The 26482-nt window shown below is 62.6% G+C and carries 23 protein-coding genes and 1 pseudogene; 11 read left to right on the forward strand and 13 right to left on the reverse strand.

The window, feature by feature from the left end:
* Positions 1-169: 169 nt before the first annotated feature.
* Positions 170-688 (reverse strand): annotated as a pseudogene (locus tag ACFOKJ_RS08770) (pseudouridine synthase); the annotation flags it as partial.
* 455 nt (positions 689-1143) lie between these two features.
* On the opposite strand from ACFOKJ_RS08770, the gene ACFOKJ_RS08775 reads away from it, so the two are divergent.
* Together ACFOKJ_RS08775 and icd are read left to right on the forward strand one after the other, a co-directional pair.
* Positions 1144-3381, forward strand: coding sequence for an NADP-dependent isocitrate dehydrogenase (locus ACFOKJ_RS08775; RefSeq protein WP_390278691.1), 2238 nt, complete (start codon positions 1144-1146; stop codon positions 3379-3381).
* Between the two features lie 270 nt (positions 3382-3651).
* Positions 3652-4896 carry an NADP-dependent isocitrate dehydrogenase gene (gene icd, locus ACFOKJ_RS08780; protein ID WP_390278692.1) on the forward strand — a complete coding sequence of 415 codons (1245 nt, stop codon included), beginning with the start codon at positions 3652-3654 and terminating at the stop codon, positions 4894-4896.
* Between the two features lie 80 nt (positions 4897-4976).
* Here the strand turns inward: icd and ACFOKJ_RS08785 are convergent, their stop codons facing one another.
* A complete protein-coding gene (locus ACFOKJ_RS08785; protein ID WP_390278695.1) occupies positions 4977-5864 on the reverse strand; it encodes a LysR family transcriptional regulator in 888 nt (295 codons plus the stop codon).
* A 94-nt stretch (positions 5865-5958) separates the two neighbouring features.
* On the opposite strand from ACFOKJ_RS08785, the gene mdtH reads away from it, so the two are divergent.
* The gene (gene mdtH, locus ACFOKJ_RS08790; RefSeq protein ID WP_390278696.1) at positions 5959-7158 is read left to right on the forward strand and encodes a multidrug efflux MFS transporter MdtH; all 1200 of its coding nucleotides are present in this window, start codon (positions 5959-5961) and stop codon (positions 7156-7158) included.
* Positions 7159-7276: 118 nt separating this feature from the next.
* Here the strand turns inward: mdtH and ACFOKJ_RS08795 are convergent, their stop codons facing one another.
* Positions 7277-7480, reverse strand: a complete 204-nt coding sequence (locus ACFOKJ_RS08795; RefSeq protein ID WP_390278697.1) for a cold-shock protein — start codon at positions 7478-7480, stop codon at positions 7277-7279.
* 238 nt (positions 7481-7718) lie between these two features.
* Between ACFOKJ_RS08795 and clpS the strand changes: the two genes are divergently transcribed.
* The gene (gene clpS / locus ACFOKJ_RS08800) at positions 7719-8027 is read left to right on the forward strand and encodes an ATP-dependent Clp protease adapter ClpS (protein WP_390278699.1); all 309 of its coding nucleotides are present in this window, start codon (positions 7719-7721) and stop codon (positions 8025-8027) included.
* Positions 8027-10309, forward strand: coding sequence for an ATP-dependent Clp protease ATP-binding subunit ClpA (gene clpA, locus ACFOKJ_RS08805; protein ID WP_390278702.1), 2283 nt, complete (start codon positions 8027-8029; stop codon positions 10307-10309). Before clpS ends, clpA begins: the two co-directional genes overlap by 1 nt.
* 118 nt (positions 10310-10427) lie before the next feature.
* Here clpA and xerD read toward each other — a convergent pair whose 3' ends face one another.
* The 6 genes from xerD to ACFOKJ_RS08835 all read right to left on the reverse strand — a co-directional run bounded on the left by xerD (position 10428) and on the right by ACFOKJ_RS08835 (position 16116).
* Complete coding sequence (gene xerD / locus ACFOKJ_RS08810) at positions 10428-11318, reverse strand: site-specific tyrosine recombinase XerD (RefSeq protein WP_390278704.1); 891 nt, start codon at positions 11316-11318, stop codon at positions 10428-10430.
* A 96-nt stretch (positions 11319-11414) separates the two neighbouring features.
* Entirely contained in the window at positions 11415-11774 is a 360-nt protein-coding gene (gene rplS, locus ACFOKJ_RS08815) for a 50S ribosomal protein L19 (RefSeq protein WP_390278706.1), read from the reverse strand.
* 1 nt (position 11775) lies between these two features.
* Positions 11776-12546 carry a tRNA (guanosine(37)-N1)-methyltransferase TrmD gene (gene trmD, locus ACFOKJ_RS08820; RefSeq protein ID WP_390278708.1) on the reverse strand — a complete coding sequence of 257 codons (771 nt, stop codon included), beginning with the start codon at positions 12544-12546 and terminating at the stop codon, positions 11776-11778.
* A complete protein-coding gene (gene rimM, locus ACFOKJ_RS08825; protein ID WP_390278710.1) occupies positions 12546-13055 on the reverse strand; it encodes a ribosome maturation factor RimM in 510 nt (169 codons plus the stop codon). Before rimM ends, trmD begins: the two co-directional genes overlap by 1 nt.
* A 32-nt stretch (positions 13056-13087) precedes the next feature.
* Complete coding sequence (gene rpsP, locus ACFOKJ_RS08830) at positions 13088-13333, reverse strand: 30S ribosomal protein S16 (RefSeq protein ID WP_390278712.1); 246 nt, start codon at positions 13331-13333, stop codon at positions 13088-13090.
* A gap of 77 nt (positions 13334-13410) precedes the next feature.
* A complete protein-coding gene (locus tag ACFOKJ_RS08835) occupies positions 13411-16116 on the reverse strand; it encodes a bifunctional acetate--CoA ligase family protein/GNAT family N-acetyltransferase (RefSeq protein WP_390278714.1) in 2706 nt (901 codons plus the stop codon).
* Positions 16117-16364: 248 nt separating this feature from the next.
* Here ACFOKJ_RS08835 and nadA point away from each other — a divergent pair, with 248 nt between their 5' ends.
* From nadA to rpoS, 5 genes are all read left to right on the forward strand, one after another.
* A complete protein-coding gene (gene nadA, locus ACFOKJ_RS08840) occupies positions 16365-17282 on the forward strand; it encodes a quinolinate synthase NadA (RefSeq protein WP_390278717.1) in 918 nt (305 codons plus the stop codon).
* A gap of 141 nt (positions 17283-17423) precedes the next feature.
* A complete protein-coding gene (gene surE, locus ACFOKJ_RS08845) occupies positions 17424-18164 on the forward strand; it encodes a 5'/3'-nucleotidase SurE (protein ID WP_390278719.1) in 741 nt (246 codons plus the stop codon).
* Positions 18149-18820, forward strand: a complete 672-nt coding sequence (locus ACFOKJ_RS08850) for a protein-L-isoaspartate(D-aspartate) O-methyltransferase (RefSeq protein ID WP_390278721.1) — start codon at positions 18149-18151, stop codon at positions 18818-18820. Before surE ends, ACFOKJ_RS08850 begins: the two co-directional genes overlap by 16 nt.
* Before the next feature lie 88 nt (positions 18821-18908).
* Positions 18909-19997, forward strand: a complete 1089-nt coding sequence (locus ACFOKJ_RS08855) for a peptidoglycan DD-metalloendopeptidase family protein (RefSeq protein ID WP_390278724.1) — start codon at positions 18909-18911, stop codon at positions 19995-19997.
* A 44-nt stretch (positions 19998-20041) separates the two neighbouring features.
* Complete coding sequence (gene rpoS, locus ACFOKJ_RS08860; protein ID WP_390278726.1) at positions 20042-20989, forward strand: RNA polymerase sigma factor RpoS; 948 nt, start codon at positions 20042-20044, stop codon at positions 20987-20989.
* Positions 20990-21017: 28 nt separating this feature from the next.
* Here rpoS and ACFOKJ_RS08865 read toward each other — a convergent pair whose 3' ends face one another.
* From ACFOKJ_RS08865 to ACFOKJ_RS08875, 3 genes are read right to left on the reverse strand one after another with little or no spacing between them, the layout of a single operon-like run.
* A complete protein-coding gene (locus ACFOKJ_RS08865; RefSeq protein WP_390278729.1) occupies positions 21018-22976 on the reverse strand; it encodes a transglutaminase family protein in 1959 nt (652 codons plus the stop codon).
* Positions 22977-22986: 10 nt separating this feature from the next.
* Positions 22987-23928, reverse strand: coding sequence for a DUF58 domain-containing protein (locus ACFOKJ_RS08870; protein WP_390278732.1), 942 nt, complete (start codon positions 23926-23928; stop codon positions 22987-22989).
* Positions 23912-24820 (reverse strand): AAA family ATPase, encoded by a 909-nt coding sequence (locus tag ACFOKJ_RS08875; RefSeq protein WP_390278735.1) that lies wholly within the window; start codon positions 24818-24820, stop codon positions 23912-23914. The genes ACFOKJ_RS08870 and ACFOKJ_RS08875 overlap by 17 nt, the downstream gene beginning before the upstream one ends.
* A 126-nt stretch (positions 24821-24946) precedes the next feature.
* Between ACFOKJ_RS08875 and ACFOKJ_RS08880 the strand changes: the two genes are divergently transcribed.
* Positions 24947-25906: a histone deacetylase family protein gene (locus tag ACFOKJ_RS08880; protein ID WP_390278738.1), complete on the forward strand. Its 960-nt coding sequence runs from the start codon at positions 24947-24949 to the stop codon at positions 25904-25906.
* A 45-nt stretch (positions 25907-25951) separates the two neighbouring features.
* Here the strand turns inward: ACFOKJ_RS08880 and def are convergent, their stop codons facing one another.
* Positions 25952-26452: a peptide deformylase gene (gene def, locus ACFOKJ_RS08885; RefSeq protein ID WP_390278741.1), complete on the reverse strand. Its 501-nt coding sequence runs from the start codon at positions 26450-26452 to the stop codon at positions 25952-25954.
* Between the last annotated feature and the right edge of the window lie 30 nt (positions 26453-26482).

Consider the following 26482-nt stretch of genomic DNA (forward strand, 5'->3'; position numbering starts at 1 on the left):
GGCGGCGACCTTATTTTTTCTTGGCAAAGCGGAAACGCGGCGCTGGAGCCGGTGCAGCTTTCGGCGCCGCCTGCGGTTTGTGCTCGTTGCGCGCCGGCGCCTGCCCGGCAGGCTTGGCAAAGCGCGGGCGAGGCAGGTCGGCCAGCGACACCTCGATACTGCGCAGCATGCCCGGCTGCAGGTCGTCCAGCCGCCACGGGCCTATCGCCACGCGTACCAGCCGCAGCGTGGGCAGGCCCACCTTGGCGGTCATGCGCCGCACCTGGCGGTTCTTGCCCTCGCTGATGATGATCTCCAGCCAGGCATCCGGCACTGTCTTGCGAAACCGCACCGGCGGCTTGCGCTCCCACAGCGCCGGCGGCTCCGGCAGCTGACGTACCACCGCCGGCTGGGTAACGAAATCGCCCAGGTCCACGCCGTCGCGCAGCGCCTGCAGCTGCTCCTCGCGCGGCGTGCCTTCCACCTGCACCCAGTAGGTCTTGGGCTGCTTCCAGCGCGGGTCGCTGATGCGGTGCTGCAGTTCGCCATCGCCGGTCAGCAGCAGCAGGCCTTCGCTGTCGGTATCCAGCCGGCCGGCCGGGTAGACGCCGCCTTGCGGCACGCAGGATTTCAGCGTGGGGTGCAGCGGGTGCTCGGAAAACTGGCAGATAACGCCGTATGGCTTGTTGAGCAGGATGAGTTCGGGCATGACAGGAGCCGGCAAAAATCAGGATGGCAGGCATGATAGCAAGCCACGGCACTGCTGGTCACACTGCCCGGCCATGGCGCGCAGGGTTTGCCACAAGCACATATTCAAACGTTCGCTTGCGAAACAACGAACCCACTCATGCGGCTGCCGCTTCAGATGCACAGCATGAAACGTCGCTTCAGCGCGACATAATTCAGATTCGAACAAGCGTCTATCTTGAAAACGACAGGAAAGTTCGAATCTGCTGCAAACAGCCCCCCGTCAAAGGGGTATAATTCGCATTTGAAAAGTCGTCCGAGAGTCACCGGGTTTCGCGGTAGTGGCGCCACAAGCGCCACATCAGACGGACAACCCGCCTTTCCAATGTCTTTCCCCGCGTCGACACGGGATGTCGCCCGACGCTGCCAGCCCCCCGGCAGCGTGCTGTATCACAAGATAATCATGGAGATAGCGTAATGCCTTCGGAACAGCCGACCATCATCTATACCCTCACCGACGAAGCCCCCGCACTGGCCACCAGCGCCTTCCTGCCGGTTATCCGCACCTTTACCGACGCCGCCGGCATCAAGATCGACACCGCCGACATCTCTGTTGCCGCCCGCGTGCTGGCTGAATTCCCGGATTACCTGACCGACGCACAGAAAGTACCGGATACGCTGAGCGAACTGGGCCGCCTGACCCAGAACCCGGACACCAACATCATCAAGCTGCCGAACATCAGCGCCTCCGTATCGCAGCTGATGGCCTGCATCAAGGAACTGCAGTCCAAGGGCTATGCCATTCCCGACTACCCGGAAAACCCGGTCAGCGACGAAGAAAAGGCCATCAAGGCACGCTACGCCAAATGTCTGGGCTCGGCAGTAAACCCGGTGCTGCGCGAGGGCAACTCCGACCGCCGCGCGCCGCTGGCAGTGAAGAACTACGCCAAGAAGCACCCGCACTCCATGGGTGAATGGAAGCAGTGGTCGCAGACGCATGTCTCCCACATGCACCACGGCGACTTCTACCACGGCGAAAAGTCCATGACCCTGGACCGCGCCCGTGACGTGAAGATGGAGCTGACCACCAACAGTGGCGAGAAGATCGTGCTGAAGTCGAAGGTAGCGCTGCAGGACGGCGAAATCATCGACTCCATGTTCATGAGCAAGAAAGCGCTGTGTGACTTCTACGAGCGCGAAATGGAAGACTGCCGCCAGTCCGGCATCCTGTTCTCGCTGCACGTGAAGGCCACCATGATGAAGGTGTCGCACCCCATCGTGTTCGGTCACTGCGTGAAGATCTACTACAAGGAAGCCTTCGAGAAGCACGGCAAGCTGTTCGAGGAACTGGGTGTCAACGTCAACAACGGCATGTCCACCCTGTACGAGAAGATCGAAACCCTGCCGGCCTCCAAGCGCGAAGAGATCATCCGCGACCTGCACGCCTGCCAGGAACACCGCCCGCGCCTGGCGATGGTGGACTCCGCCAAGGGCATCACCAACTTCCACTCGCCGAACGACGTGATCGTGGATGCCTCCATGCCGGCCATGATCCGCAACGGCGGCAAGATGTGGGGCGCCGACGGCAAGCCGGCCGACTGCAAGGCGGTAATGCCGGAATCGACCTTTGCCCGCATTTACCAGGAGATGATCAACTTCTGCAAATGGCACGGCAACTTCGACCCGCGCACCATGGGCACCGTACCGAACGTCGGCCTGATGGCGCAGAAGGCCGAGGAATACGGCTCCCACGACAAGACCTTCGAAATTCCGGCAGACGGCGTAGCCAACATCGTTGACCTGGCCACCGGCGAAGTGCTGCTGTCGCAGAACGTGGAAGCCGGCGACATCTGGCGTATGTGCCAGGTAAAAGATGCACCGATCCGCGACTGGGTGAAGCTGGCGGTAACCCGCGCCCGCAACTCCGGCATGCCGGCAGTGTTCTGGCTGGACCCGTACCGTCCGCACGAAAACGAGCTGATCAAGAAGGTACAGACCTACCTGAAGGACTACGACACCAGCGGTCTGGACATCCACATCATGTCGCAGGTTCGCGCCATGCGTTACACCCTGGAGCGCGTGGCCCGCGGCCTGGATACCATCTCGGTTACCGGCAACATCCTGCGCGACTACCTGACCGACCTGTTCCCGATCATGGAACTGGGCACCTCGGCCAAGATGCTGTCCATCGTGCCGCTGATGGCCGGTGGCGGCATGTACGAAACCGGTGCCGGCGGTTCCGCGCCGAAGCACGTGCAGCAGCTGCTGGAAGAAAACCACCTGCGCTGGGATTCGCTGGGTGAATTCCTGGCGCTGGCGGTATCGCTGGAAGAGCTGGGCATCAAGACCGGTAACAGCAAGGCCAAGCTGCTGGCCAAGACCCTGGACGAGGCCACCGGCAAGCTGCTGGACAACGACAAGTCGCCGTCGCGCCGCACCGGCGAGCTGGACAACCGTGGCAGCCAGTTCTACCTGGCCATGTACTGGGCACAGGCGTTGGCCGCACAGACTGAAGATGCCGCGCTGGCAGCCCAGTTTGCCCCGCTGGCCAAGACCCTGGCCGACAGCGAACAGCAGATCATCGCCGAGCTGAAGGCAGTACAGGGCCAGCCGGCCGATATCGGCGGCTACTACCTGGTTGATGCCGCCAAGTGCAATGCGGTAATGCGCCCGAGCGCCACCTTCAACGCCGCACTGGCCGCCGCACTGGCCTAATCCGCGCGTAGCACCACCAGCACAACGCCAGGGCATGCCCTGGCGTTTTTCTTTTTCACCTTGCGCGCCGACTCTTGCCGGCGATCATGTTCCGTCAAGTGCTTGCTCGGCTACAATGCTGCGGCGTGGCACGACATCGCACACAGATACCGCTGCGGCCAACCATGAGCTAACAATAACAAGCAGGAGTCGCCTGTAACGCAGGGTGCTACAGGCACAGTGCCGCAGTGCGCGTAGCCACGCCAAAGGTCAACACTTGAGGAGTCATTGATGAGCGCATCCCATATCAAGGTACCGGCAGGCGGACAGAAGATCGTTCCGGGCCAGCCGATTCCCAACAACCCGATCATTCCATTCATCGAAGGGGACGGCATCGGCATCGACATCACCCCGGTAATGATCAAGGTAATCGACGCCGCGGTACAGAAAGCTTACGGCGGCAGCAAGCAAATCCACTGGATGGAAGTGTACGCCGGCGAGAAATCCACTCGCCTGTACGGCCCGGACGAATGGCTGCCGCGTGAAACCTTCGACGCGCTGAAGGAATACTCGGTATCGATCAAGGGCCCGATGACCACGCCGGTGGGCGGCGGCATCCGCTCGCTGAACGTGGCGCTGCGCCAGGAGCTGGACCTTTACCAGTGCGTGCGTCCGGTGCAGTACTTCCAGGGCGTGCCTTCGCCGCTGAAGCACCCGGAGCTGGTGAACATGGTGATCTTCCGCGAAAACACCGAGGACATCTACGCCGGCATCGAATGGGCGGCGCAGTCCGAAGGCGCGAAGAAAATCATCAAGTTCCTGCAGGACGAGATGGGCGTGAAGAAGATGCGCTTCCCGGAGACCTCCGGCATCGGCATCAAGCCGGTGTCCATCGAGGGCACCCAGCGCCTGGTACGCGCCGCCATCCAGTACGCCATCGACAACGATCGCAAGTCGGTGACCATCGTGCACAAGGGCAACATCATGAAGTTCACGGAAGGGCTGTTCCGTGATGTGGCTTACAAGCTGGCGCAGGACGAATTCGGCGCCCAGCCGATTGATGGCGGCCCGTGGTGCAAGTTTGCAAACCCGAAAACCGGCCGCGACATCATCGTCAAGGACGCCATTGCCGACGCCTTCCTGCAGCAGATCCTGCTGCGCCCGGCCGAGTACGACGTGGTGGCCACGCTGAACCTGAACGGCGACTACATCTCCGACGCGCTGGCGGCGCAGGTAGGCGGCATCGGCATCGCGCCGGGTGCCAATATCTCCGACCAGTACGCCTGCTTCGAAGCCACCCACGGCACCGCGCCGAAGTACGCCGGCCTCGACAAGGTAAACCCGGGCTCGCTGATCCTCTCCGCCGAGATGATGCTGCGCCACCTGGGCTGGAAGGAAGCTGCCGATCTGGTGATCCGCTCGATGGAAGCCGCCATTGCCGACAAGCAGGTAACCTACGACTTTGCACGCCTGATGGACGGCGCCACCGAGATCAGTTGCTCGGCGTTCGGCGACGCCATGATCGCGCGGATGTAAGCCATGCCGTAGTGACGCACAAGGCCCGCTCCGCGGGCCTTATGCGTCATGACCTTGCGGCCAACGTTGGCCGCAAGCTGCTACGCCCAGTCCGGCGCCATCGCCCGCACCGTGTCCAGCACCTGCTGCTTGGGTGCATCCGGCCGCTTGCCGGCGCGCCAGGCCATCATCACCTCCCACTGCCACAGCGGCAGGTCGCTGATCTGCAGCTTCACCAGCCTGCCCTCGCGCAAGTCGCGCTTCACCGCCACCTCCGGCGAAAAAGTCAGGAAACCGTGCTCCATCGCCAGCTCGCGCGCCGCACTGGCCGGCTGGATGGCGTGCAGTGGCGAGCGCACCGTGCGATGCGGCCGCAGCAGCGCCAGCAGCTCGTCGCAGCCATCGCCCCAGAATTGCGGCGCCAGCCGCTGGTTAGCCACCTCGGCCAGGGTCAGCACACCCGCCTGCGCCAGCGGGTGGCGCTTGTTCACCACCGGCACAATCGGCGAGCACCAGATGCGTTCCATCTGGATACCGGCCATCGGCGGGCACTTCAGCACGAAGCCCACCTCGGCGGCGCCGGTGAGCAGCCGTTCCATGATGGCCGGCGAGTGATCGGTACTGCAGCGGATTTCGAATGGCGCCTCGGCCAGCGCCAGCAGCACCGGGCCGAAGATCACCGACGCCAGCGACGGCAGGCAGGCCAGCGTCACCCGTGGCAGCGCCGGCGCGCCCTGCACCGCCTTGCGGCCCTCCTCCAGTGCCGCCAGCGCGGCCCGTGCGGCCGGCAGAAAAGCCTGGCAGGCAGCAGTGGCCACGGCACCACGACGGTGCCGCAGAAACAGCTGGGTGCCGATTTCCTGCTCCAGCGCGGCGATGCGCTGGCTTACCTGCGGCTGCGACCAGCCGCGCCTGGCTGCCGCCTGACTGAAGCTGCCACAGGCCACGATATCCAGCAGCAGCGTCAGATCATCTATCGAAATAGACATAAGAAAAACCAATAGAAAATATTAGCAGTCAACGGCTTCAATGATAGCTGACAGACCATGACAATAGGGCACCAACTCAGGGCATGGAACCATCATGGCACGCATGGCACGGGCACGGCGCCTGGGGCGCTACTTCATTTTTTTCGACACCGCGCTGGTGGTGTTCGGCTTTTTCACGGTGTTCCCGCTGATCAGCCTGCACTTTGTCGACCAGCTGGGCTGGGCCGCCACCGCGGTGGGGCTGGCGCTGGCGGTACGCCAGCTGCTGCAGCAGGGCCTGGGGCTGCTTGGCGGCTCGCTGGCCGACCGCTACGGCGCCCGCCCGCTGATCGTCGGCGGCATGCTGCTGCGCGCCGCCGGCTTCGCCGCCATGGCCGAGGCGGATAGCACCGCCATGCTGGTATTTTCCTGCGTGCTGTCTGGCCTCGGCGGCACGCTGTTCGATCCGCCACGCTCGGCGCTGGTGATCAAGCTGACCCGGCCGGTGGAGCGCAACCGCTTCTATACCCTGCTGATGATGGTAGAAAGCGCCGCTGCCGTCGCCGGCGCCATGATCGGCTCCTGGCTGTTGCACTTCGACTTCTGGTGGGTGGGCATGGGGGGCTGTGCGGTGTTCGTGCTGGCCGCCGCGGCCAACCTGTGGCTGCTACCGGCCTACCGCGTGGCCACGCGCCGCGCATCCCCGTTGGCGTCTATCCGCATCGTGCTGGCCGACAAGACCTATATGCGGCTGGTACTGACACTCAGTGGCTACTACGCGCTGGGAGTGCAAATCATGCTGCTGGTGCCGGTGGTGCTCAAACAGCTCAGCGGCAGCAATCAGGCAGTAGGCTGGATGTATGCGCTGGAAACCGTGCTGTCGCTCACCCTGCTGTACCCGCTGGCACGGCTGGGCGAGCGCCATGCCAGCAACGCCAGCCGCATCCTGTGCGGTATCGGCCTGATGTGCCTCAGCCTGCTGCTGATGAGCCAGGTGCGCAGCACACTACCGGCATTCGTGATTCTGGCGCTGTTCTACATCGGCTCGCTGATTACCGAGCCGGCGCGTGAAACGCTGCTGGCCAGCATGGCCGCCGCCGAGGCCCGTGCCGGCTACACCGGTACCAGCCGCCTGGGGCTGGCGCTGGGCGGCGCCGCTGGCTACCTGGGCGGCGGCTGGCTGCTGGACATCTCGCGCGCCAGCGGCTCGCCCGCCCTGCCATGGCTGGTGCTGACCGCAGTCGGCATTGCCACCATGCTGGCGCTGTATCGCCAGCTCTATCCACGCCGGCTGGGTGGCTGGCTGCCGGTCTGAAAACAGCAGCTTTCCCGTTAACAAAACAAAAGTCCTTTTGCGATGCAAAAGGACTTTATCAACAGTAACAAGGCCGCATCCTGGGATGCGGCCTTGTTCAGTCGGCACAGCGGATCGCTTACACCTTCTGGATGTTGGATGCCTGCTTGCCTTTCGGGCCTTGAGTCACGTCAAAGCTCACGCGCTGGCCTTCGGCCAGCGATTTGAAACCTTGTACATTGATCGCGGAAAAATGCGCGAACAGGTCTTCACCACCTTCGTCCGGAGTGATGAAACCAAAACCTTTAGCGTCGTTGAACCACTTAACGATACCAGTTGCCATGAGCCTTTAAACCTCGATGTAGACAAACAGGCTGGTGAGGCCTGCAAATTGTTTAGGAGCTTGCGCGTTGCGGCATGTACTGTAATGTTTACGGTAAACGCGTTACAACGGCACACCGCCTGCATTTCTACGCTTTGCGTGTGACATCGTCAAGACAGCACTATACAAAGCAGCAGCCCTTGAAAAACCCCCGGCCCGAACCAAAATTGAATTAAGCGCGAATTCGCAGAAGGCTCCCATGTCTACGCAGTACAAGGAAGATGTTGTTACAGAGGCAAGCAAAACCAAGGCGAATCCGCCTCCTCTGTATAAGGTCTTGTTGTTAAACGATGATTTTACCCCGATGGACTTTGTGGTCGAAGTGCTGCAACACTTCTTCCATATGGATGCGGAAAAGGCCACCCGCGTCATGTTGCAGGTTCACAATGAAGGCCGAGGTCTTTGTGGCGTTTACACCAAAGACATTGCTGCCACCAAAGTTGCACAAGTTTTGCAGCACGCACAGACGCACCAGCATCCCTTGCAGTGTGTCATGGAGGAAAACTGATGATTGCCCAGGAACTGGAAGTAAGCCTGCACATGGCGTTCATGGATGCACGGCGCAAGCGGCATGAATTCATCAGCGTTGAGCACCTGCTCTTGGCGATGACCGACAACCCGTCTGCAGCCGAAGTTCTGCGCGCCTGCGGTGCCAATCTCGAACAGCTGAAAAAACAGCTGACCGACTTCATCGACGAACACACCCCGACAGTACCAGGGGAAGCCGACGTGGAAACTCAACCCACGCTGGGTTTCCAGCGCGTAATCCAGCGCGCCATCCTGCACGTGCAGTCGTCGGGCAAGAAGGAAGTCACCGGGGCCAACATCCTGGTCGCCATCTTTGGCGAAAAGGATTCGCACGCCGTGTACTACCTGCACCAGCAAGGCATCTCCCGCCTGGATGTGGTGAATTTCATCTCCCATGGCATCACTAAGCAAAGCTCCAAACCGGCCCCGAACAGCGGCAGCCAGGATCACCACGACAGTGGCGAGAGCGAAGGCGAGGATGGTGGCAGCTCACCGGGTGGCGCGCTGGAGAACTACACCCAGAACCTGAACCAGCAAGCGCGTGACGGCAAGATCGACCCGCTGATCGGCCGCGAGCATGAAGTGGAGCGCGTGATCCAGATTCTGTGCCGCCGCCGCAAGAACAACCCGCTGCTGGTGGGTGAGGCCGGCGTGGGCAAAACCGCCATCGCCGAAGGCCTGGCGCGCCGCATCGTGGCTGGCGAAGTACCGGAGGTGCTGACCCGCGCCACGGTGTACTCGCTGGACATGGGCGCGCTGCTGGCCGGCACCAAGTACCGCGGCGATTTCGAACAGCGCCTGAAACAGGTGATCAAGCAGCTGGCGGAAGACAGCCATGCCATTCTGTTCATCGACGAGATTCATACCCTGATCGGGGCCGGCGCGGCCTCGGGCGGCACGCTGGATGCGTCCAACCTGCTGAAGCCGGCACTGTCCAATGGCAGCCTGCGCTGCATTGGTGCCACCACCTACGGTGAATACCGCGGCATCTTCGAGAAGGACAGCGCACTGTCGCGTCGCTTCCAGAAGATTGATGTACCCGAGCCTTCGGTGGAGCAGACCATCGAGATCCTGAAGGGGTTGAAGAGCCGCTTCGAGGCGCACCATGGCGTGAAGTACACCCAGTCGGCGCTCTCTACTGCTGCCGAGCTGTCGGCGCGCTACATCAACGACCGCCACCTGCCGGACAAGGCCATCGACGTGATCGACGAAGCCGGCGCGGCGCAGAAGATTCTGCCCAAATCGCGGCAGAAGAAGGTGATCAGCAAGGGCGAGATCGAGGACATCATTGCCAAGATCGCACGCATCCCGGCCAAGACCATCTCCAGCGACGACCGCAACGTGCTGAAGAACCTGGATCGCGATCTGAAAAACGTGGTGTTCGGCCAGGACAAGGCGATCGAAGCGTTGGCCGCAGCCATCAAGATGTCGCGCTCCGGTCTTGGCAACCCGCAGAAGCCCATCGGCTCCTTCCTGTTCTCCGGCCCCACCGGGGTGGGCAAGACCGAAGTGGCCAAGCAGCTGTCCTACTTCCTGGGCGTGGAGCTGATCCGCTTCGACATGTCGGAGTACATGGAACGCCATGCAGTGTCGCGACTGATCGGCGCGCCGCCGGGCTATGTCGGCTTCGAGCAGGGTGGTCTGCTGACCGAGCAGGTCAACAAGCATCCGTACGCGGTGCTGCTGCTGGACGAGATCGAGAAGGCGCATCCGGACATCTTCAATGTGCTGCTGCAGGTGATGGACCACGGCACGCTGACCGACAATAACGGCCGCAAGGCGGACTTCCGCAACGTGGTGATCATCATGACCACCAACGCCGGCGCCGAATCGCTGTCCAAGGCTGCCATCGGCTTTACCAATAGCAAGCAGACCGGCGACGAGATGGCCGACATCAAGCGTCTGTTCAGCCCGGAATTCCGCAACCGGCTGGATGCCATCATTCCGTTCCGCATGCTGGACGAGGAAATCATCCTGCAGGTAGTGGACAAGTTCCTGATGCAGCTGGAACAGCAGCTGTCGGACAAGAAGGTGGAAATCCACTTCAGCGACGCGCTGCGTCAGCATCTGGCGAAGAAAGGCTTCGATCCGCTGATGGGTGCCCGCCCGATGGCGCGCCTGATCCAGGACACCATCCGCAAGGCGCTGGCCGACGAACTGCTGTTCGGCAAGCTGGCACATGGCGGCGAAGTGACGGTGGATCTGGACAGCGAGGGCAAGGTGGCACTGACCTTTGGCGAGTTGGCCGAAGCCGCGGTGTAAGCCGGCTGTCGCATGAGCAACGCCCCGCAATGCGGGGCGTTTTGTTTGCTGGCCATACGGCTAGGCTGCATAGCCCGGATAGGCGCAGCGCATCCGGGGGCCAGCATGCGGCCAACACTCAGCCGCGTGGATGGTGGGCGGCGTGCAGGGCCTTCAGGCGCTCGCGGGCGACATGGGTGTAGATCTGGGTAGTGGACAGGCTGGCGTGGCCCAGCAACAGCTGCACCACGCGCAGATCGGCGCCGTGGTTCACCAAGTGGGTGGCAAAGGCATGGCGCAGCGTGTGCGGCGACAGCGGGGGAATGCCGGCCTGGCGGCCGTACTTCACGATAAGGTGCCAGGCCATCTGTCGTGTCATCGCCTGCTTGCGGTTGCTGACAAACAAGTCCTCGCTGCGCGCGGTGCCCAGAATCAGCGGGCGGCTTTCCGCCAGGTAGCGCCGCAGCCAGTCTTCGGCCACTTCACCCAGCGGCACCAGCCGCTCCTTGTTGCCCTTGCCGACGATGCGCACATAACCCTCGCCCAGATGCAGCTGCGGCAGTGTCAGCCCCACCAGCTCACTGACACGCAGGCCGGTGGCGTACAGCGTCTCAATCAATGCCCGGTCGCGCAGCCCCAGCGTGCTGTCCACATCCGGCGCCTGCAGCAGCGCCTCGACATGATCTTCCGACAGCGCGCCAGGCAGGCGCAGGCCCAGCCGCGGCGCCTGCAGATGCACCGTTGGGTCATCGTCGCGCAGCTTCTGCTGGCACAGGTAATGGTAAAACCGCCGCGCGGCGGACAGTCGGCGGGCACGGGTGCTGGGCTTGTCGTGCTCAATCAGCTGCAGCATCACCTGCTCCAGCGCCGGCATATCGGCGGTATCGAGATTATGGCCATACGGCAACAGCAGCTGCTCCAGACGCGTCAGATCTCGACGGTAGGCCGCCAGGGTGTTGGCCGACAGATTGTCGGCGAGCCATAGCATGTCGAGGAAATTGTCCAGGTGCAGCGATGCGGCAAGCGTCATGGGGGTGCGGCCAACCCAGGAAAAATTAGATGGACAAGAAAAAAGCGCCGGCAATTGCCAGCGCTCTCAAGGTACGACAAGTCAAACCGTAACGGCTTACTTGCGAACCAGTTTTTCCTTGATACGTGCGGACTTGCCGGTACGACCACGCAGGTAGTACAGCTTGGCACGACGTACGTCACCGCGACGCTTCACTTCGATGGAAGCCAGCAGCGGGGAGTAAGTCTGGAAAGTACGCTCAACGCCTTCGCCGGAAGACAGCTTGCGCACGATGAAGGAGCTGTTCAGACCGCGGCTACGCTTGGCGATTACCACGCCTTCGTAAGCCTGCAGACGCTCGCGGTTACCTTCCTTTACTTTTACCTGAACGATAACGGTATCGCCCGGTGCAAATTCAGGGATGGTTTTACCCAGACGGGCGATTTCTTCCTGTTCCAGTTGCTGGATCAGATCCATGTTAATGCTCCTTGTTTTTGCCGGAATCTTGTTCCTGCTGATACTCCGCCAGCAGCCGAGATTCCTGTTTGGTCAATGTGCGCGACGCCAGCAATTCGGGGCGGCGCTCGAAAGTGCGCCCCAGGGCCTGCTTCAGTCGCCACTTGGCGATCATGGCGTGGTTGCCGGACATCAGTACATCCGGTACCCGCACGCCACGATATTCTTCCGGCCGGGTGTAGTGCGGGCAGTCCAGAAGCCCGTCCACAAACGAGTCTTCATACGCGGACTGCGCGTCATTCAACACCCCCGGCAGCAGGCGCAGCACGGCATCCATCAACACCATGGCCGGCAATTCGCCGCCGGAGAGGACATAGTCCCCCACCGAGATTTCTTCATCGACTTCGCTGTCGATCAGACGCTCGTCGATACCTTCGTAACGCCCGCACAGCAGGATCAAACCTGGACGTTGCGACAGCTCCACCGCCTTGGCGTGGCTGAGCCTGTTGCCCTGCGGTGACAGGTAAACCACGTGGCTGCGGCCAACCCCTTGCGCGGCCTGACGGGCGCGCGCGGCAGCGATGGCCTTTTCCAGCGGCTCTACCAGCATCACCATGCCGGGGCCTCCACCATAGGGGCGGTCATCCACGGTACGGTAGTTGTCGGTAGCGAAGTCGCGCGGATTCCAGGCAGCAAACTGCCAGATCGACTGTTCCAGTGCGCGGCGGGTGACACCAAAGCGGGTCAGCGCCTCGAACATCTCCGGAAACAGCGTGATGGCATCAAGCTGCATCAATAGTCCAGACCCCAGTCCACGGTGATGCGTTTTGCGGCCAGATCGACATCGACAATGTAATCCGACACAAAAGGAATCAGCCGCTCTTCCGTTTCACCACGGACAACCAGCACATCGTTGGCGCCGGTTTCCAGCAGGTTCAGCACCTTGCCCAGCACCACGTTGTCACGGTTGACGACTTCGAGGCCGATCAGGTCCACCCAGTAGAACTCGTCGTCCGGCGGGGTGGGCAAGTCTGCCCGGGGAATGGCGATCTGCATGCCACGCATGGCTTCCGCGATATCGCGGTCGTCGACTTCTTCGAACTTCACCACCAGCGCCTTGGGCTGGATGGCTCCGTCTTCGAAAGTGTAGGACTTCCATTCGCCGTTTTTCTGCTTCAACCACCACTGCGGGTAGTCGAACAGGCTGTCGGCGTGTTCGGTGTCGGCCTGGATTTTCACCCAGCCACGAACACCAAAGGCGCCGCGGACGAACCCCATTACCACCAGATCTGCGTCACGCATGCGCCTTGCTTCCGTTCTGTCTGAATAACAAATCAGGCAGCGGACTGCTCTTTCAGCAGCTTGGCTACAGCGTCGGACACCTGAGCGCCGTTGCCGATCCAGTGGTTAACGCGGTCCATTGCCAGACGCACGCGCTCTTGCTTGTCGTTGGCAACTGCGTTGTAGAAGCCCAGACGCTCGATGAAGCGACCGTCACGACGGTTGCGGGAGTCGGTTACAACTACGTTGTAGAACGGACGGTTCTTGGAACCGCCGCGAGACAGGCGAATAACTACCATTGTCGATTATCCCTAAAAATTCGGATTCGTAGAAAAGCCCCCGATTCTATGGCACTTTTCCCTTACGCCGCAAGTGCTTATTGGGCCGGCTGCGCAGATGCCTGTGGCCACAGCTCCTTGGTGACGATGGTAAGTGCGCGATCTTCGGGGTGAACCTGCACGCTGAAGCCCAGCCGCGACATCAGCTTCAGCATGCCCTTGTTGCCCGCCAGCACCTCGCCCACCATCACTTTCAGCCCCTGTTCCCGTGCGGCATCGAACAAGGCATTCATCAGGATCACGCCGATACCCTTGCCTTGCCAGTGGTCGGCCACTTCCAGCGCGAACTCGCAGCTTTCGTTGTCCGGATCGGTAACATAGCGCGCCACCGCCAGCTGCTCTTCCACACCATCGGCCTCGCGTATCATCGCCAGCGCCATCTCGCGGTCGTAGTCGAGCTGGGTGAAGCGCACCAGCATGGATTGCGACAACTGCTTGATGCTGGACATGTAGCGGTTGTAACGGCTTTCTTCCGACAGGTTGCGCACGAAATCCTGCTGCATGTGCGCGTCTTCCGGGCGCACCGGGCGGATGATTACCGGGGTGCCATCCTTCAGCATCGCGCAATGCACCATATGCATCGGGTACGGCATGATGGCCATGTGGCCGTAGGGTTTGCCACGGCTGGCCGGCGGCTGGATGATGATGCGCGCGTCCAGCGCCAGCACCCCCTGCTCGTCTGCCATCAGCGGGTTGATGTCCATCTCGCGCACTTCCGGCAGCTCGCACACCAGCTCGGATACGTGCAGCAGCACACTCTTGAGCGCCTCCATGTCGATAGGCGGCATGTTCTTGAACTCGCCCAGCACCTTGCCGATGCGCGTCTTGTCTATCATGCGCTCGACCAGGTACTGGTTGACCGGCGGCAGGCTGAGCGCACGATCCTGCATGACCTCCACCGCGATGCCTCCGGCGCCGAAGGTAATCACCGGGCCGAACGAGACATCGTGCGTCACCCCCACCATCAGCTCGCGGGCGTTACGGCGCTTGCGCATCGCCTGCACCGAGATGCCTTCGATGCGGGCATCCGGGCGCGCCGCCTGCGCCCGCGCCAGAATGGCGGCATGCGCCTCCCGCAGGCTGGGCTCGTTGGCGATGTTCAGCTCCACCCCGCCAACATCCGACTTGTAGATGATGTCCGGCGAATCGATCTTCAGCACCACCGGGTAGCCGATCTCTGCGGCCAACGTTGCCGCCTCGTCGACATCCCGCGCCAGCCGTGCCGGGTTTACCGGAATATGGAATGCGGCCAGCACATCCTTGCTTTCACGCTCGGACAGCACTGCCCGCCCCTGCTGCTGTGCCGCGGCAATCACCGCCCGGGCACGCGATACATCCGGCACCACCTGTGCACCTTCCAGCGGCGCCGGGGTCTGCAGCAACATTTTCTGGTTGTGATGGTAGGACGCCAGGTTGCGGAACACCTCGATGGCGAATTCCGGCGCCCGGAAATGCGCACACTTGGCGCGCGAGAACAGTTCGCGGCTTTCCGACACCTTGGCGTCGCCCAGCCAGGACAGGAACATCGGCTTGGTGGATTCACGCTGCAAACCCACCATCAACTGCGCGGTGGTGAGATGATCGGTGCCGGCCTGCGGGGTAAAGATCACCAGCACGCCATCGACATTGGGGTCATCCAGGCAGACCTTTACCGCCGTGCGAAAACGCACCGGGCTGGCATCGCCGATGATGTCCACCGGGTTGGCATGCGACCAGTTGGCCGGCAGCGCATCATTCAGCAAGGCCATACTTTCGTCCGACAGCCTGGCCAGCTCCACGCCATACATATAGGCACTGTCCGCCGCCAGCACGCCGGGGCCGATGCCGTTGGTCACGATGGCCAGCCGCCGCCCCTGCACCCGGTAGTTGGCCGCAAGCACCTTGGCGGCAGTAAACAGCTGCGCGATGGTGGACACGCGCAGCACACCGGCACGTGACAGCGCGGCATCGAATACATCACCGCTTTCCACCAGGTTGGACGAATGCGTCAGGCCGGTCACGTCATCCTCGTAGCGCCCGGACTTCACCACCACCACCGGCTTGGTACGCGCCGCGGCTCGCAGCGCGCTCATGAAACGGCGGGCATCGTGCACGTGATGCACGTGCAGCAGGATGCCCTGGGTAAAGTTGTCGGACACTAGGTAATCCAGGATTTCGCCGAACTCCACATCCAGCGCCTCGCCCACCGACACCACGCTGGAAAAGCCGATGCCCTTGCTGTCGGCCCAGTCCAGCATCGCCGTGCAGAGTGCGGAAGACTGCGACACCAGCGCCAGGTTGCCGGCCTTGACCCGGCTGTTGTAGTTACTGGCATTGAAACCAGCCACCGGCCGCATCAACCCCAGCACATTGGGGCCGAGGATGCGGATGCCGTAATGCTTGGCAATGGACAGCGCCTCGGCCAGCGCCGCGCGCTCCTGCTCCTCGGAGTCCGCGAAGTCCTTGGCCAGCAGAATGCCCTTCACCCCCTTCTTGCCGCAGTCCTTGACGATGGCCGGCAGGCTGCGCAGTGCGGTGGTGACCACCGCCATGTCCACCGGTCCCTCGATCAGCTTCACCGACGGCTGCGCCGGAATACCGCCCACCACCTTGTGGTTGAGATTCACCGGGTACAGCTTGCCCTGGAAATTGCCGGCCAGCAGGTTGGCGAATACCGCCTGCCCTACCGAACCGGGAGTATCGCTGGCGCCCACCACGGCAACATTGCGCGGCGAAAACAGTGCAGTCAGATAATGCGGCTTCATGATGATGGTTTCCGATTCAAAACAGCTCAGCTGCTAGCAAGATGGCTGCCAGCCATGGCCACAGCCGGCAGTGGCATGGCCATGGGCTGAAGGGGTTGGCCGCGACTTGCCAGCCGCATCAAGCGACAGCCGGCAGTAGCGTCGCCTGTCTATTATTGCTAATCTTCCCGGTTTGGCGGCACAACGATGTTGCGCCGCATCAAACGATAAACCCGACTTACCGAGGCCGTCCCACCCGGGAGCAGCACATGAGCAAACGCGTCGTCACCCTCGCCCACTACTACACCCAGCCGGAAATCCAGCAAATGGCCGACAAGGTCGGCGACAGTCTGGAACTGTCCCTGTTCGCCCGTGAATCCAATGCGGACATTATTGTTTTCGCCGGCGTGCGTTTCATGGCGGAAACCGCCAAGATCCTCAACCCGCAGGCAGAGGTGATCCTGCCGGATGCCGGCTCCACCTGTTCGCTGGTTACCCAGACCGATGTTGCAGCACTGCGACAGTGGCGCGAGAGCTACCCCGATCACGTGCATGTGTCTTATATCAACTCTTCCGCCGCGCACAAGGCGATTTCCGACTGGATCGTCACCAGCCGCAACGTGGACGACATCATCGCCGACCTGTACCAGCAGGGCAAACAGGTGATCTTCTCCCCGGATCGCAATATGGGCGCCTACCTGAACTACCAGTACGGCTACAACATGCCGCTGTGGTCGGCGGTATGCGAGGTGCACGACAAGTTCAACGAGGCCGCGCTGGACGAGGCGCTGAGCGCCAGCGCCACCCCGGCCCACCTGATCGCCCACCCGGAAAGCCCGCTGCCGGTTCTGAAGCGCGCTGAATATGTCGGTTCCACTTCCGGCATGCTCAACTGGGTGAAAGCCTACAGCGGCGATGTGACAGACGTGATCTTCGTCGCCACCGAAGACGGCATTCTGTACAACATGCGTCTGGCCCGCCCGGACCTGGACATCCGCCAGGCACCGATCTACGCCGGCTGCCAGTGCAACTCCTGTCCGTACATGAAGATGAACACCATCGAGGCAGTAAAGCGTGCGCAGCAAGGTGTCGGCACCCGCATCGACTACTTGAGCGAGGCCGAAATGGATGCCGCGCGCCTGCCGATCGAACGCATGCTGGAATTCAGCCAGCGTTACTACCGCTAGTCGCCGCTTTGCGGTGCGATACCCGCTTCGGTATCGCCTCCCCCTCTCAGCCCGCCGTCCCGGCGGGCTGTTTTGCTTTCGGAACAAGTTTTCGATACCGCCGGAGATGGATACAATCAGGCATCCAACAGAAAGCGCGACATGAGAATCCTGATCAGCAACGACGACGGTTATTTCGCCCCCGGTCTGGCCGCCCTGGCCAGCAGCCTGAGCCAGTTTGCCGACGTCGTGGTTGTCGCGCCCGAGCGTGACCGCAGTGGAGCCAGCAACTCGCTGACACTGGATCGCCCGCTGTCGGTCAAGCGGGCTGCCAGCGGCTTCCATTATGTCAACGGCACCCCAACCGACTGCGTGCATGTGGCAGTTACCGGTTTTCTGCCGCACCGCCCCGACCTGATCGTCTCCGGCATCAACCACGGCCCCAATATGGGCGAAGACACGCTGTATTCCGGCACCGTGGCTGCCGCTACCGAAGGCTTCCTGCTGGGCATTCCGGCCATTGCCTTCTCGCTGGCCGGCCGCCATGGCAACTTCGACACCGCCGCGCATGTGGCAGCAGAGCTGGTGCAGCGCTTCATCGCCCGGCCGTTCGCGAGGCCCATGCTACTGAACGTCAACATACCGGATGTGCCATTGGCCGAGCTTGGCAGTTGCGAGGTCACCCGCCTTGGGCGGCGGCACATGGCCGAACCGGTGATTCGCGCACAGAACCCGCGTGGCGACACCGTATACTGGGTGGGGCCGGTCGGCCCGGAGCAGGATGCCGGCGACGGCACCGACTTCAACGCCATCCGCCGCAAGCAGGTGTCGATCACACCGCTGATGATCGACCTGACTGCCCGTGACCAACTGGGTGAAATCAACACATGGCTCAACCCCTAGTAGCCGGCAACAACTACGGCATGCTGTCGGAACGTACCCGCATGCGGATGCTGGAGCGCCTGCGCCAGCAAGGCATCAAGGATGAGCGCGTGCTGGCGGCCATGTTCGAGGTGCCGCGTCACCTGTTCATCGACCAGGCACTGGCTACCCGGGCCTACGACGATGTATCGCTACCCATTGGCCTGGGGCAGACCATCTCGCAGCCGCTGACAGTGGCGCGCATGACGGAAAAGCTGCTGGAGGGTCGCAGCAATCCGGGCAAGATACTGGAAATCGGCACCGGCTGCGGCTACCAGACCGCAGTGCTGTTGAAAGCCGGCGCCCAGGTATTCTCGATTGAACGTCTGGCCGGCATTCTGGACAAAGCCAGACAGAACCTGCGCAATGCCAAGCTGGTACATGCCCGGCTGGTGCATGGCGATGGCCACCAGGGGCTTCCCGACATCGCCCCGTTTGATGGCATCATCATTACCGCTGCAGCGCGCCAGGTACCACCGGCACTGCTGGAACAGTTGGCCGCAGGCGGCAGGCTGATCCTGCCTGTGGGCGATCAGCAGGAGCAACATCTGTGGCTGTACGAGAACACGGCTGAAGGCATCCGCAAGACCCGCCTGGAAGCCGCCAAATTCGTACCGCTGTTGCCCGGCAAGCAGTGATGCACGGCAAAAACGCAACAATCCTTTCCTACCAGTCTTATCAGACAATTTACTTTGTATGGAATGCTGGCATATAAATCGTAAACCAATGCAAAACTACTCGCGTCGCAAACTACTCTATCGCTTTAGTCCATTGCTTGGCGTGTTGCTGCTGAGCGCTTGCGCCCAACTGCAGCAGGACACTCCTGCCCAGATCGTGCGTGGTTCTCCCAGCGTGCTGAACAACGGCAGCCAGCCAAGTGCGGCTGCCACCGCGCCGATCACCAACGGCAACCGGACCGCGACGCAGGCGATGGCCATTGGTGGTAGCCCGCAAGCCAAGGCGATCGGGCCGGCAAAGACCAGTCATACCGTACAGCCGGGAGAAACCCTGTACCGCATCGCCGTCAACAACGGTCTGCGCTACCAGGATCTGGCTGAATGGAACCAGTTGGACGGCTACACCATCAAGGTGGGGCAGGTACTGCGCCTGACTCCACCCGGAACTGCCACTGCTCAACTGAGCGGGCAGAGCGTGCAGCCAGTCGCAGGCAAACCGGCCAATGGGCAAGCGCCGGTTGATGCCCAGGCACCCAGCAGTGCCGAGGCAGCAGTAAACAGGGCAGACACCCGGCGCTATCCCAAGGCGCTGAAGCTGCCCTACTCGGAAGAGGCCAGCAAGAGCCTACCGGCCCTGAGTGAAGGTAATGGCAAGACTGCAAGCCCGGTACAGTCCAGTGCGCCGGCCGCTGTCAAGGCAGCACCAAAGACAGAGGCATCCGCGCCGGTTGCCGCCGCCCCCAAGGCTGCGGATGACAAGGCCCCCACCACGGGGCCGGACTGGGGATGGCCAACCCAAGGCAACGTGATCAGGGGCTTCTCTGATCAAAACAAGGGCCTCGACATCGGCGGCAAGGCGGGGCAACCCGTGATGGCAGCAGCCGATGGCAAGGTGGTGTACAGCGGTAACGGTCTGCGTGGCTATGGCAAGCTCATCATCCTGCGCCACGACAAAACCTACCTGTCCGCCTATGCCCATAACAACCAGTTGCTGGTGAAGGAAGGTCAATCCGTTAAAAAAGGGCAGAAGATTGCCGAAATGGGTAATACCGATACGGATCAGGTCAAGCTGCATTTCGAGATCCGTCAACTCGGCAAGCCCGTAGACCCGAGCAAGTACCTGGAACAGCGCCCATGACGGCCTAACCCCCGTCTTGGGCACAACACAAGCGGGGGAATATCATGAGCGACGAACTGGACCTGCTGGAAGAAGTGCTGGACGAGGAAGCCGAGGCAGAAACCACGCAACAGGCCGAGGCCGAAGAGGCGGAAGAGGCCAGCAGCAGCAAGGAATACGAGGAGATCGCCGACGTTACCCAGATCTACCTCAACGACATCGGCAGCAATGCCCTGCTGACGCCAAGTGAAGAAGTGGAACTGGCCCGCCGCGTGGTACAGGGGGATTTCGCGGCCCGGCAGAAGATGATCGAACACAACCTGCGCCTGGTTGTGAACATTGCCAAACACTACATCAATCGCGGCCTGGCCCTGCTCGACCTGATCGAGGAAGGCAACATCGGCCTGATGCACGCGCTGGAAAAGTTCGACCCGGAACGCGGCTTCCGTTTTTCCACCTATGCCACCTGGTGGATTCGCCAGAGCATCGAGCGCGCCATCATGAACCAGTCACGCACCATCCGCCTACCGGTGCACGTCATCAAGGAGCTCAACGTCTACCTGCGCGCCTCGCGCCACCTGGAAAGCCAGATGGGCCGCGAACCGACCGTGGAAGACATTGCCCACCTCACCGGCAAGCATGTGGAAGAAGTGCGCAAGGTGCTGAACCTGAACGAGCGCATGGCATCGCTGGATGCACCACTGGATATCGACCCGATGCTGTCGATTGGCGAATCCATTCCGGACGAGCAGCATGAGGAACCGGATATCCAGCTGCACAATGCCCAGATCGAGCACTTCGTGCACGAATGGCTGGCACAGCTAACCGACAAGCAGCGCATGGTGATCGAACGCCGCTACGGCCTGAACGGCCATGAGGTATGCACACTGGAAGAGCTGGCTACCGCACTGAGCCTGACCCGTGAGCGCGTGCGCCAGATCCAGATCGAGGGTCTGGAACATCTGCGCCGCATTCTGCGCCGCCGTGGCGTCACCAAGGACTTCCTGATCTGACACCGGCTCCGCCCTCACCCCACCGCCGCTAGCCTGCTAGCGGCGGTTTTGTTTTGGCCGCCACGCGCGCCACGTGCCGCGGACGGAACCGACGCAGCAGGCGTCGCCACTGCACCCCCATCGCCGCGCTGGCATCCGGCGCATACTGCCAGCGCTGCCACAATGCCAGTAGCTGCTGCAGCTGCTGCAAATCCTCGGCGGCCAGGCCTTGCGCCTGGGCCAGCAGCTGGCTGGCGGTATCGCTTTCCCTGGCTACGATACCGGCACGCTGCAGGCGACGCAGCAGTTGTCGCCAGGCAGCCTGTTGCGCATTGGCAGCCCTGCGCGGCCGCCACAACAGCCAGGCAAGCAATGGCCCCAGCACCAGCAGCATGCCGCCGGCAAACACGGCCAGTACCGTACCGATCGACACCCCATCCAGCCCAAGGCGCTGGAACAGGTCGCGCTGCCGCACCGCATCGTAACCGACCACCCAGCGCTGCCAGCCAAAGTTGGCCGCATCCCATTGCTGCCCGAACCAGCGCAACCAGCCCGGCGGGCGCCCGCCCAGCACCGGCATGCTGGGCGCAGCCGCTGGCAAAGCCTGCTCGATACCCTGCACACTGCGCTGCGGCGCCACCAGCGCGGTAGCATCCACCCGCTGCCAGCGCCCCTCCAGCCACACTTCGCTCCAGGCGTGGGCATCGGAGGAGCGCACCAGCCAGAAGTTGCTACCCGCGTTGTATTCCCCCCCCTGGAAACCCACTACCACCCGGGCCGGCAAGCCGGCGGCGCGCGCCAGCACGGTGAAGGCCGATGCAAAATGCTCGCAAAATCCTTGCCGGCTGCCGAACAGGAAGCCATCCACCACATCACCCTGCAGCTGCGGAGGCGTCAGCGTATAGCGCAGCCCCTGCTCCGTCAGCCAGCTGCGCACGGCTGCCAGGCGGGCGGCAGACTGCGGGTAGCGCCGCGCCCACAACTGCCCCTGCGCCACACTGCGCGGATTGCCGGGCGGCAGCCGGGTGTAATACTGCTGCAGCCGCGGGGACAAGTCTTCCAGGTAATAGTCGGTGGCATAGCTGCTGGCACGATAGCGCAGCCGGCTGTTATTGGTGATGTCATTACGACTCAGACGCTGCGGCGGTACCAGCCGTACGCCTTCGCCCAGTTCTGCCGCCTGCTCCAGCTGCGGCAGCAGGCCACGGTAAGGCTCCGCCACCACGTCATAGCGCAGCAACGGCCGATCCACCGGCAACCTGGCTGGCGTGCTGAACGGCAGAAAACCGCCACTCCAGCTCAGGCCGTCAAACTGGTCGAACACCATCACCCGCCAGTACAGCTCGGCCGGCTGCGGCTGTCTTCCAAAGAACTGCGCGGTAAATGCCGGCTCGCGCGAGGGAATCATGCGGCCAACACTGCCGGGGCTCATGCTGTCGGCCAGCCCGGTGGTGGCACGCCGGTCTTCCGACGGCATGCTCCACAGCGGCCCCGGCAAGCGCGGCATCACCACGAACAGCACCAGCATCACCGGAAACGACAGCAGCAGCGCTTGCGCCGCCAGCCGCGGGCTGATGCGCGCCGACTCGCCAGACAGCAGCACCATGGCCCAGGTCAGCATGAACAGGCTGAGCACCAGCCAGGCCGCTGCCAGTGGCCCCTGCTCGAACAGCAGCGGCGTGGAAGCCAGAAAGAAGCCAATCGCCAGCAATACCCGCCAGTCTCGCCTATCCCGCGTTTCCAGCGCCTTGCCTGCTGCCAGCAACAGCAGGAAAGCAACCCCGCCCTCGCGGCCAACCAGGGTGCGCAAGGTAAGCCACAAAGCCAGCACCGGCAGCAGCAGTCCCAGAATCAGCCAGACACGGGAAGGTAGTTGGCGGTGCTGCCACGCCAGCCATGCCCGCCAGCCCAGCAACAGGGTGAACAGCAGCGGCACCCAGCCCGGCAGCCACAGGAACAGTGGCAGTGCGGTAATCAGCAAGGCCGCCAGCACCGTCAAGTCAGGCACGTGATTGTGCTCAGCTGCCATCGCGCACCCTGTATTGCGCCAGCGCCAGCAAACCCGGCGTGATGTCGCCCGTGAGCAGCAGCTGCTGTTGTGGAAGATTCAACAGTATCTCGTCCGCAGACTGCTGCAGTTGCAACAGCCGCCAGCACAAGCGGGACAAGCGCTCCTCCAGCGCCATCTGCGGCGGGTAGTCGAACCAGTCCAGTACCTGCTGACAACCTTGTGGCACTTCGCTGGCATAGTCGCGGGCCGCCAGCGTCTGGTTGCGGGCATACACACGCCAGGCAATGCGGCGCATGCCCTGCTGCGGCTGCCAGGTAGTCAGGCCGGCAAACTCATCGCCACCCTGCTGCTGCGCCACATCCTGCGGCTCCCCGTTGCCGACCGCAGGGCGCGGCACATCCTGCAGCGGACGGGGATAGACCCATGCCACCGCTGCCAGTCGCAGTGGCGCAAACGCCCGCACCAGGCCCAATGGCGATTCTGTCCACACCCGCAGTGCCGGCATCTGCAACTGGCCGCGTACCGTCCCGCCCAGCGACAGCCGCGCCGTGCCATCCGGCAGCCAGCGCTCGCGCGCACCACCGGATAACCAGCCCAGGCGCACCCGACCAGCTTCATCGTGTGGCCAGGCCAGCTGCACCACGAATTCGGCATCATCACCGGCAAATACCGCGCCGGCTGACTGCGCGCGCAGGGCCAGACCGGCCAGCTGGCGATAGGCCAGGAACACCGACAGCAGCAGTAAGGCCAGAATCCAGAACGACAACACATAGGCCAGGCTGACGGCGTAATTCAGCGCCCCGACCCACACCAGCACCGCCACTGCCAGCATCAGCAACCCGAAACGGGTCGGCAGCAGGTAGATGCGATTCTGGGTAAGGGTGACCTGCGGCGCCCGTGGCGCGCGGCGCGACATCCAGCCATCCAGCGCCTTACGCCAGCGGGACATGATCCAGCAGCCGTTGGGCCAGCTCCACGCTACTGCTGCCGGGCTGGCGCGGTGTCAGCCGGTGCGCCACCACGGCCACGAATACCGCCTTGATATCCTCCGGCAGGACATGGTCGCGATCCTCCAGCAGCGCCCAGGCCTTGGCCGCGGCCAACAGCCCCAGCCCGGCACGCGGGCTGAGTCCGTGCACGAACTGCTCGTTCTGCCGCGTGGCCTGCAGCAACGCCAGCACATAGGCCGCCAGTGCCGGCGCCACATGCAGCGCTGCCACCTGCCCTTGCAGCACCTGCAGCTGCGCCGGGTTCAGCGCCGCCTGCAGCTTGGGCAGCAACTGGCGGCGATCCCCCTCCTGCAACAGTCGCAATTCGGCCTCCGCCGGCGGGTAGCCCAGCGAGATACGCATCAGGAAGCGATCCAGCTGCGACTCCGGCAGCGGGTAGGTACCCTGCTGGCCAAACGGGTTCTGGGTCGCGATCACAAAAAACGGCGACGGCAGGCTGTGGGTCACCCCATCCACCGATACCTGCTGCTCTTCCATCGCCTCCAGCAGCGCCGACTGCACCTTGGGCGAGGCACGATTGATCTCATCAGCCAACAGTAGCTGTGAAAACACCGGCCCGGGGCGAAACTCAAAACGCGACTCCGCCGGCAGGAACACGCTGCTGCCCAGCACATCGGCCGGCAGCAGGTCGCTGGTGAACTGCACCCGCCGATAGCTCAGGCCCAGCACCGCCGCAAGACTGTGCGCCAGGGTGGTCTTGCCCACCCCCGGGACATCCTCGATCAGCAGATGGCCGCCAGCCAGCAGGCAGGCAAGTGCAAGCCGGGTGGCCTGCGGCTTGCCCAGAATCAAGGCATTAAGTTGACGATTCGCAAAAGAGACCGATTGCATTTGCCCTCGCTTACGCGCAGTATTTATCAAAAAAACATATCCAGATTACCCCTACAAAGCAATAGCGCCGGCAGCATCCAGCATCCCCAGCATGACAGCACTGCGGCCGGAGACAAGGAAACGCGCGTGTTGACCTGGCTGAAATCCCATCTTCCCGGCGGCGGCCTGACCGCCTTCATCTCTCACTCCAGCTGTCTGCAACACAATATGGGCGTGGGCCACCCGGAATGCCCGGAACGCCTGGTTGCCATCCGTGACCAATTAAAAGCCTCACAAATCTTTGATAGCCTCAATGAGGTGGAAGCACCAGCGGTAAGCGAGCAGCAACTGGCCCGCATCCACCCGCCGCACTACGTGGAATACATCGAATCCTGTGCGCCGTCGGTGGGAACCTTCCGTGTCGACCCCGACACCGCGATGAACCCCGGCACGCTGCCAGCCGCGCTGCATGCCGCCGGCGCGGTGGTCAAGGCAGTGGAGATGGTGATGGGCGGTGAAGCGCCGAATGCCTTCTGCGCCATCCGCCCGCCCGGCCACCATGCCGAAAGCGCCAAGGCGATGGGCTTCTGCTTCTTCAACAATATCGCCGTGGGCGTGGCACATGCGCTGTCGCAGTACCGGCTGGAACGGGTGGCTGTCATCGATTTCGACGTCCACCACGGCAACGGCACCGAGGAAATCTTCAAGGACGACCCGCGCGTACTGATGGTGTCCACCTTCCAGCATCCGTTCTACCCTTACTGCGGCGATGTGCCGATGGGCGACAACATGCTAAACGTGCCACTGAAGGCCGGCAGCAGTGGCCGCGAGTTCCGCGAGGCGGTGGAATATCAATGGCTACCACGGCTGCATGAATTCAAGCCGCAGCTGATCTTCATCTCCGCCGGCTTTGACGCCCACCGCGAGGACGATATGGGCTCGCTGGGGCTGGTGGAAGCCGACTACGAATGGGTCACCCGCCAACTGATGATGATCGCGGCCCAGTACAGTGAAGGCCGCATCGTATCTGCACTGGAAGGCGGCTACGACCTGTCGGCGCTGGCACGCAGTGTTACCGCCCATGTGAAGGTACTGTCCGACGGCTGAGCCCGCCACATACCACAACGGCCCCGCTACGGGGCCGTTTTTCTGTCAGCCAGCACGCTGCCACTGCGGATGGCGCCAGTACAGCCAGCGCTGCCGCCAGCGCGGCAGCTGGTCAATAAACAGCCGGCCCGCCAGATGATCCAGCTCATGCTGGATGGCCGCGGCGAGAAAATCGGCAGCCTTGAGTTGCTGCCAGTCGCCATCCAGCCGCTGAGCCTGCAGCTCGATGCGGTTGGCACGGCCAACCTTGCCATGCACACCTGGCACCGACAGGCAGCCTTCGGTGTTGACATCGTAGCCGCTGCTAGTGAGCAGCTGCGGGTTGATCAGCACCAGCGGCGAGTCGCGCCGCTCGCTGACATCCACAACCGCCACCGCCAGCGGCTCGCCCAGCTGCGGGGCAGACAAACCCACTGCATTACGGGTGGCATACAAGGTATCGAGCAGATCGGACACCAGCGTGGCCACGCCGGTGAAATCGTCAACCGCCCGCGCGGGCTGGCGCAGGGCGGGATCGGCAAGGGTAAGAATGGGGCGAACAGTCATCAGCGGCTTCCGAAAGCCCGATCACGCTGC

The sequence above is a fragment of the Vogesella amnigena genome (genome assembly GCF_042648905.1).
GTDB lineage: Bacteria > Pseudomonadota > Gammaproteobacteria > Burkholderiales > Chromobacteriaceae > Vogesella > Vogesella amnigena.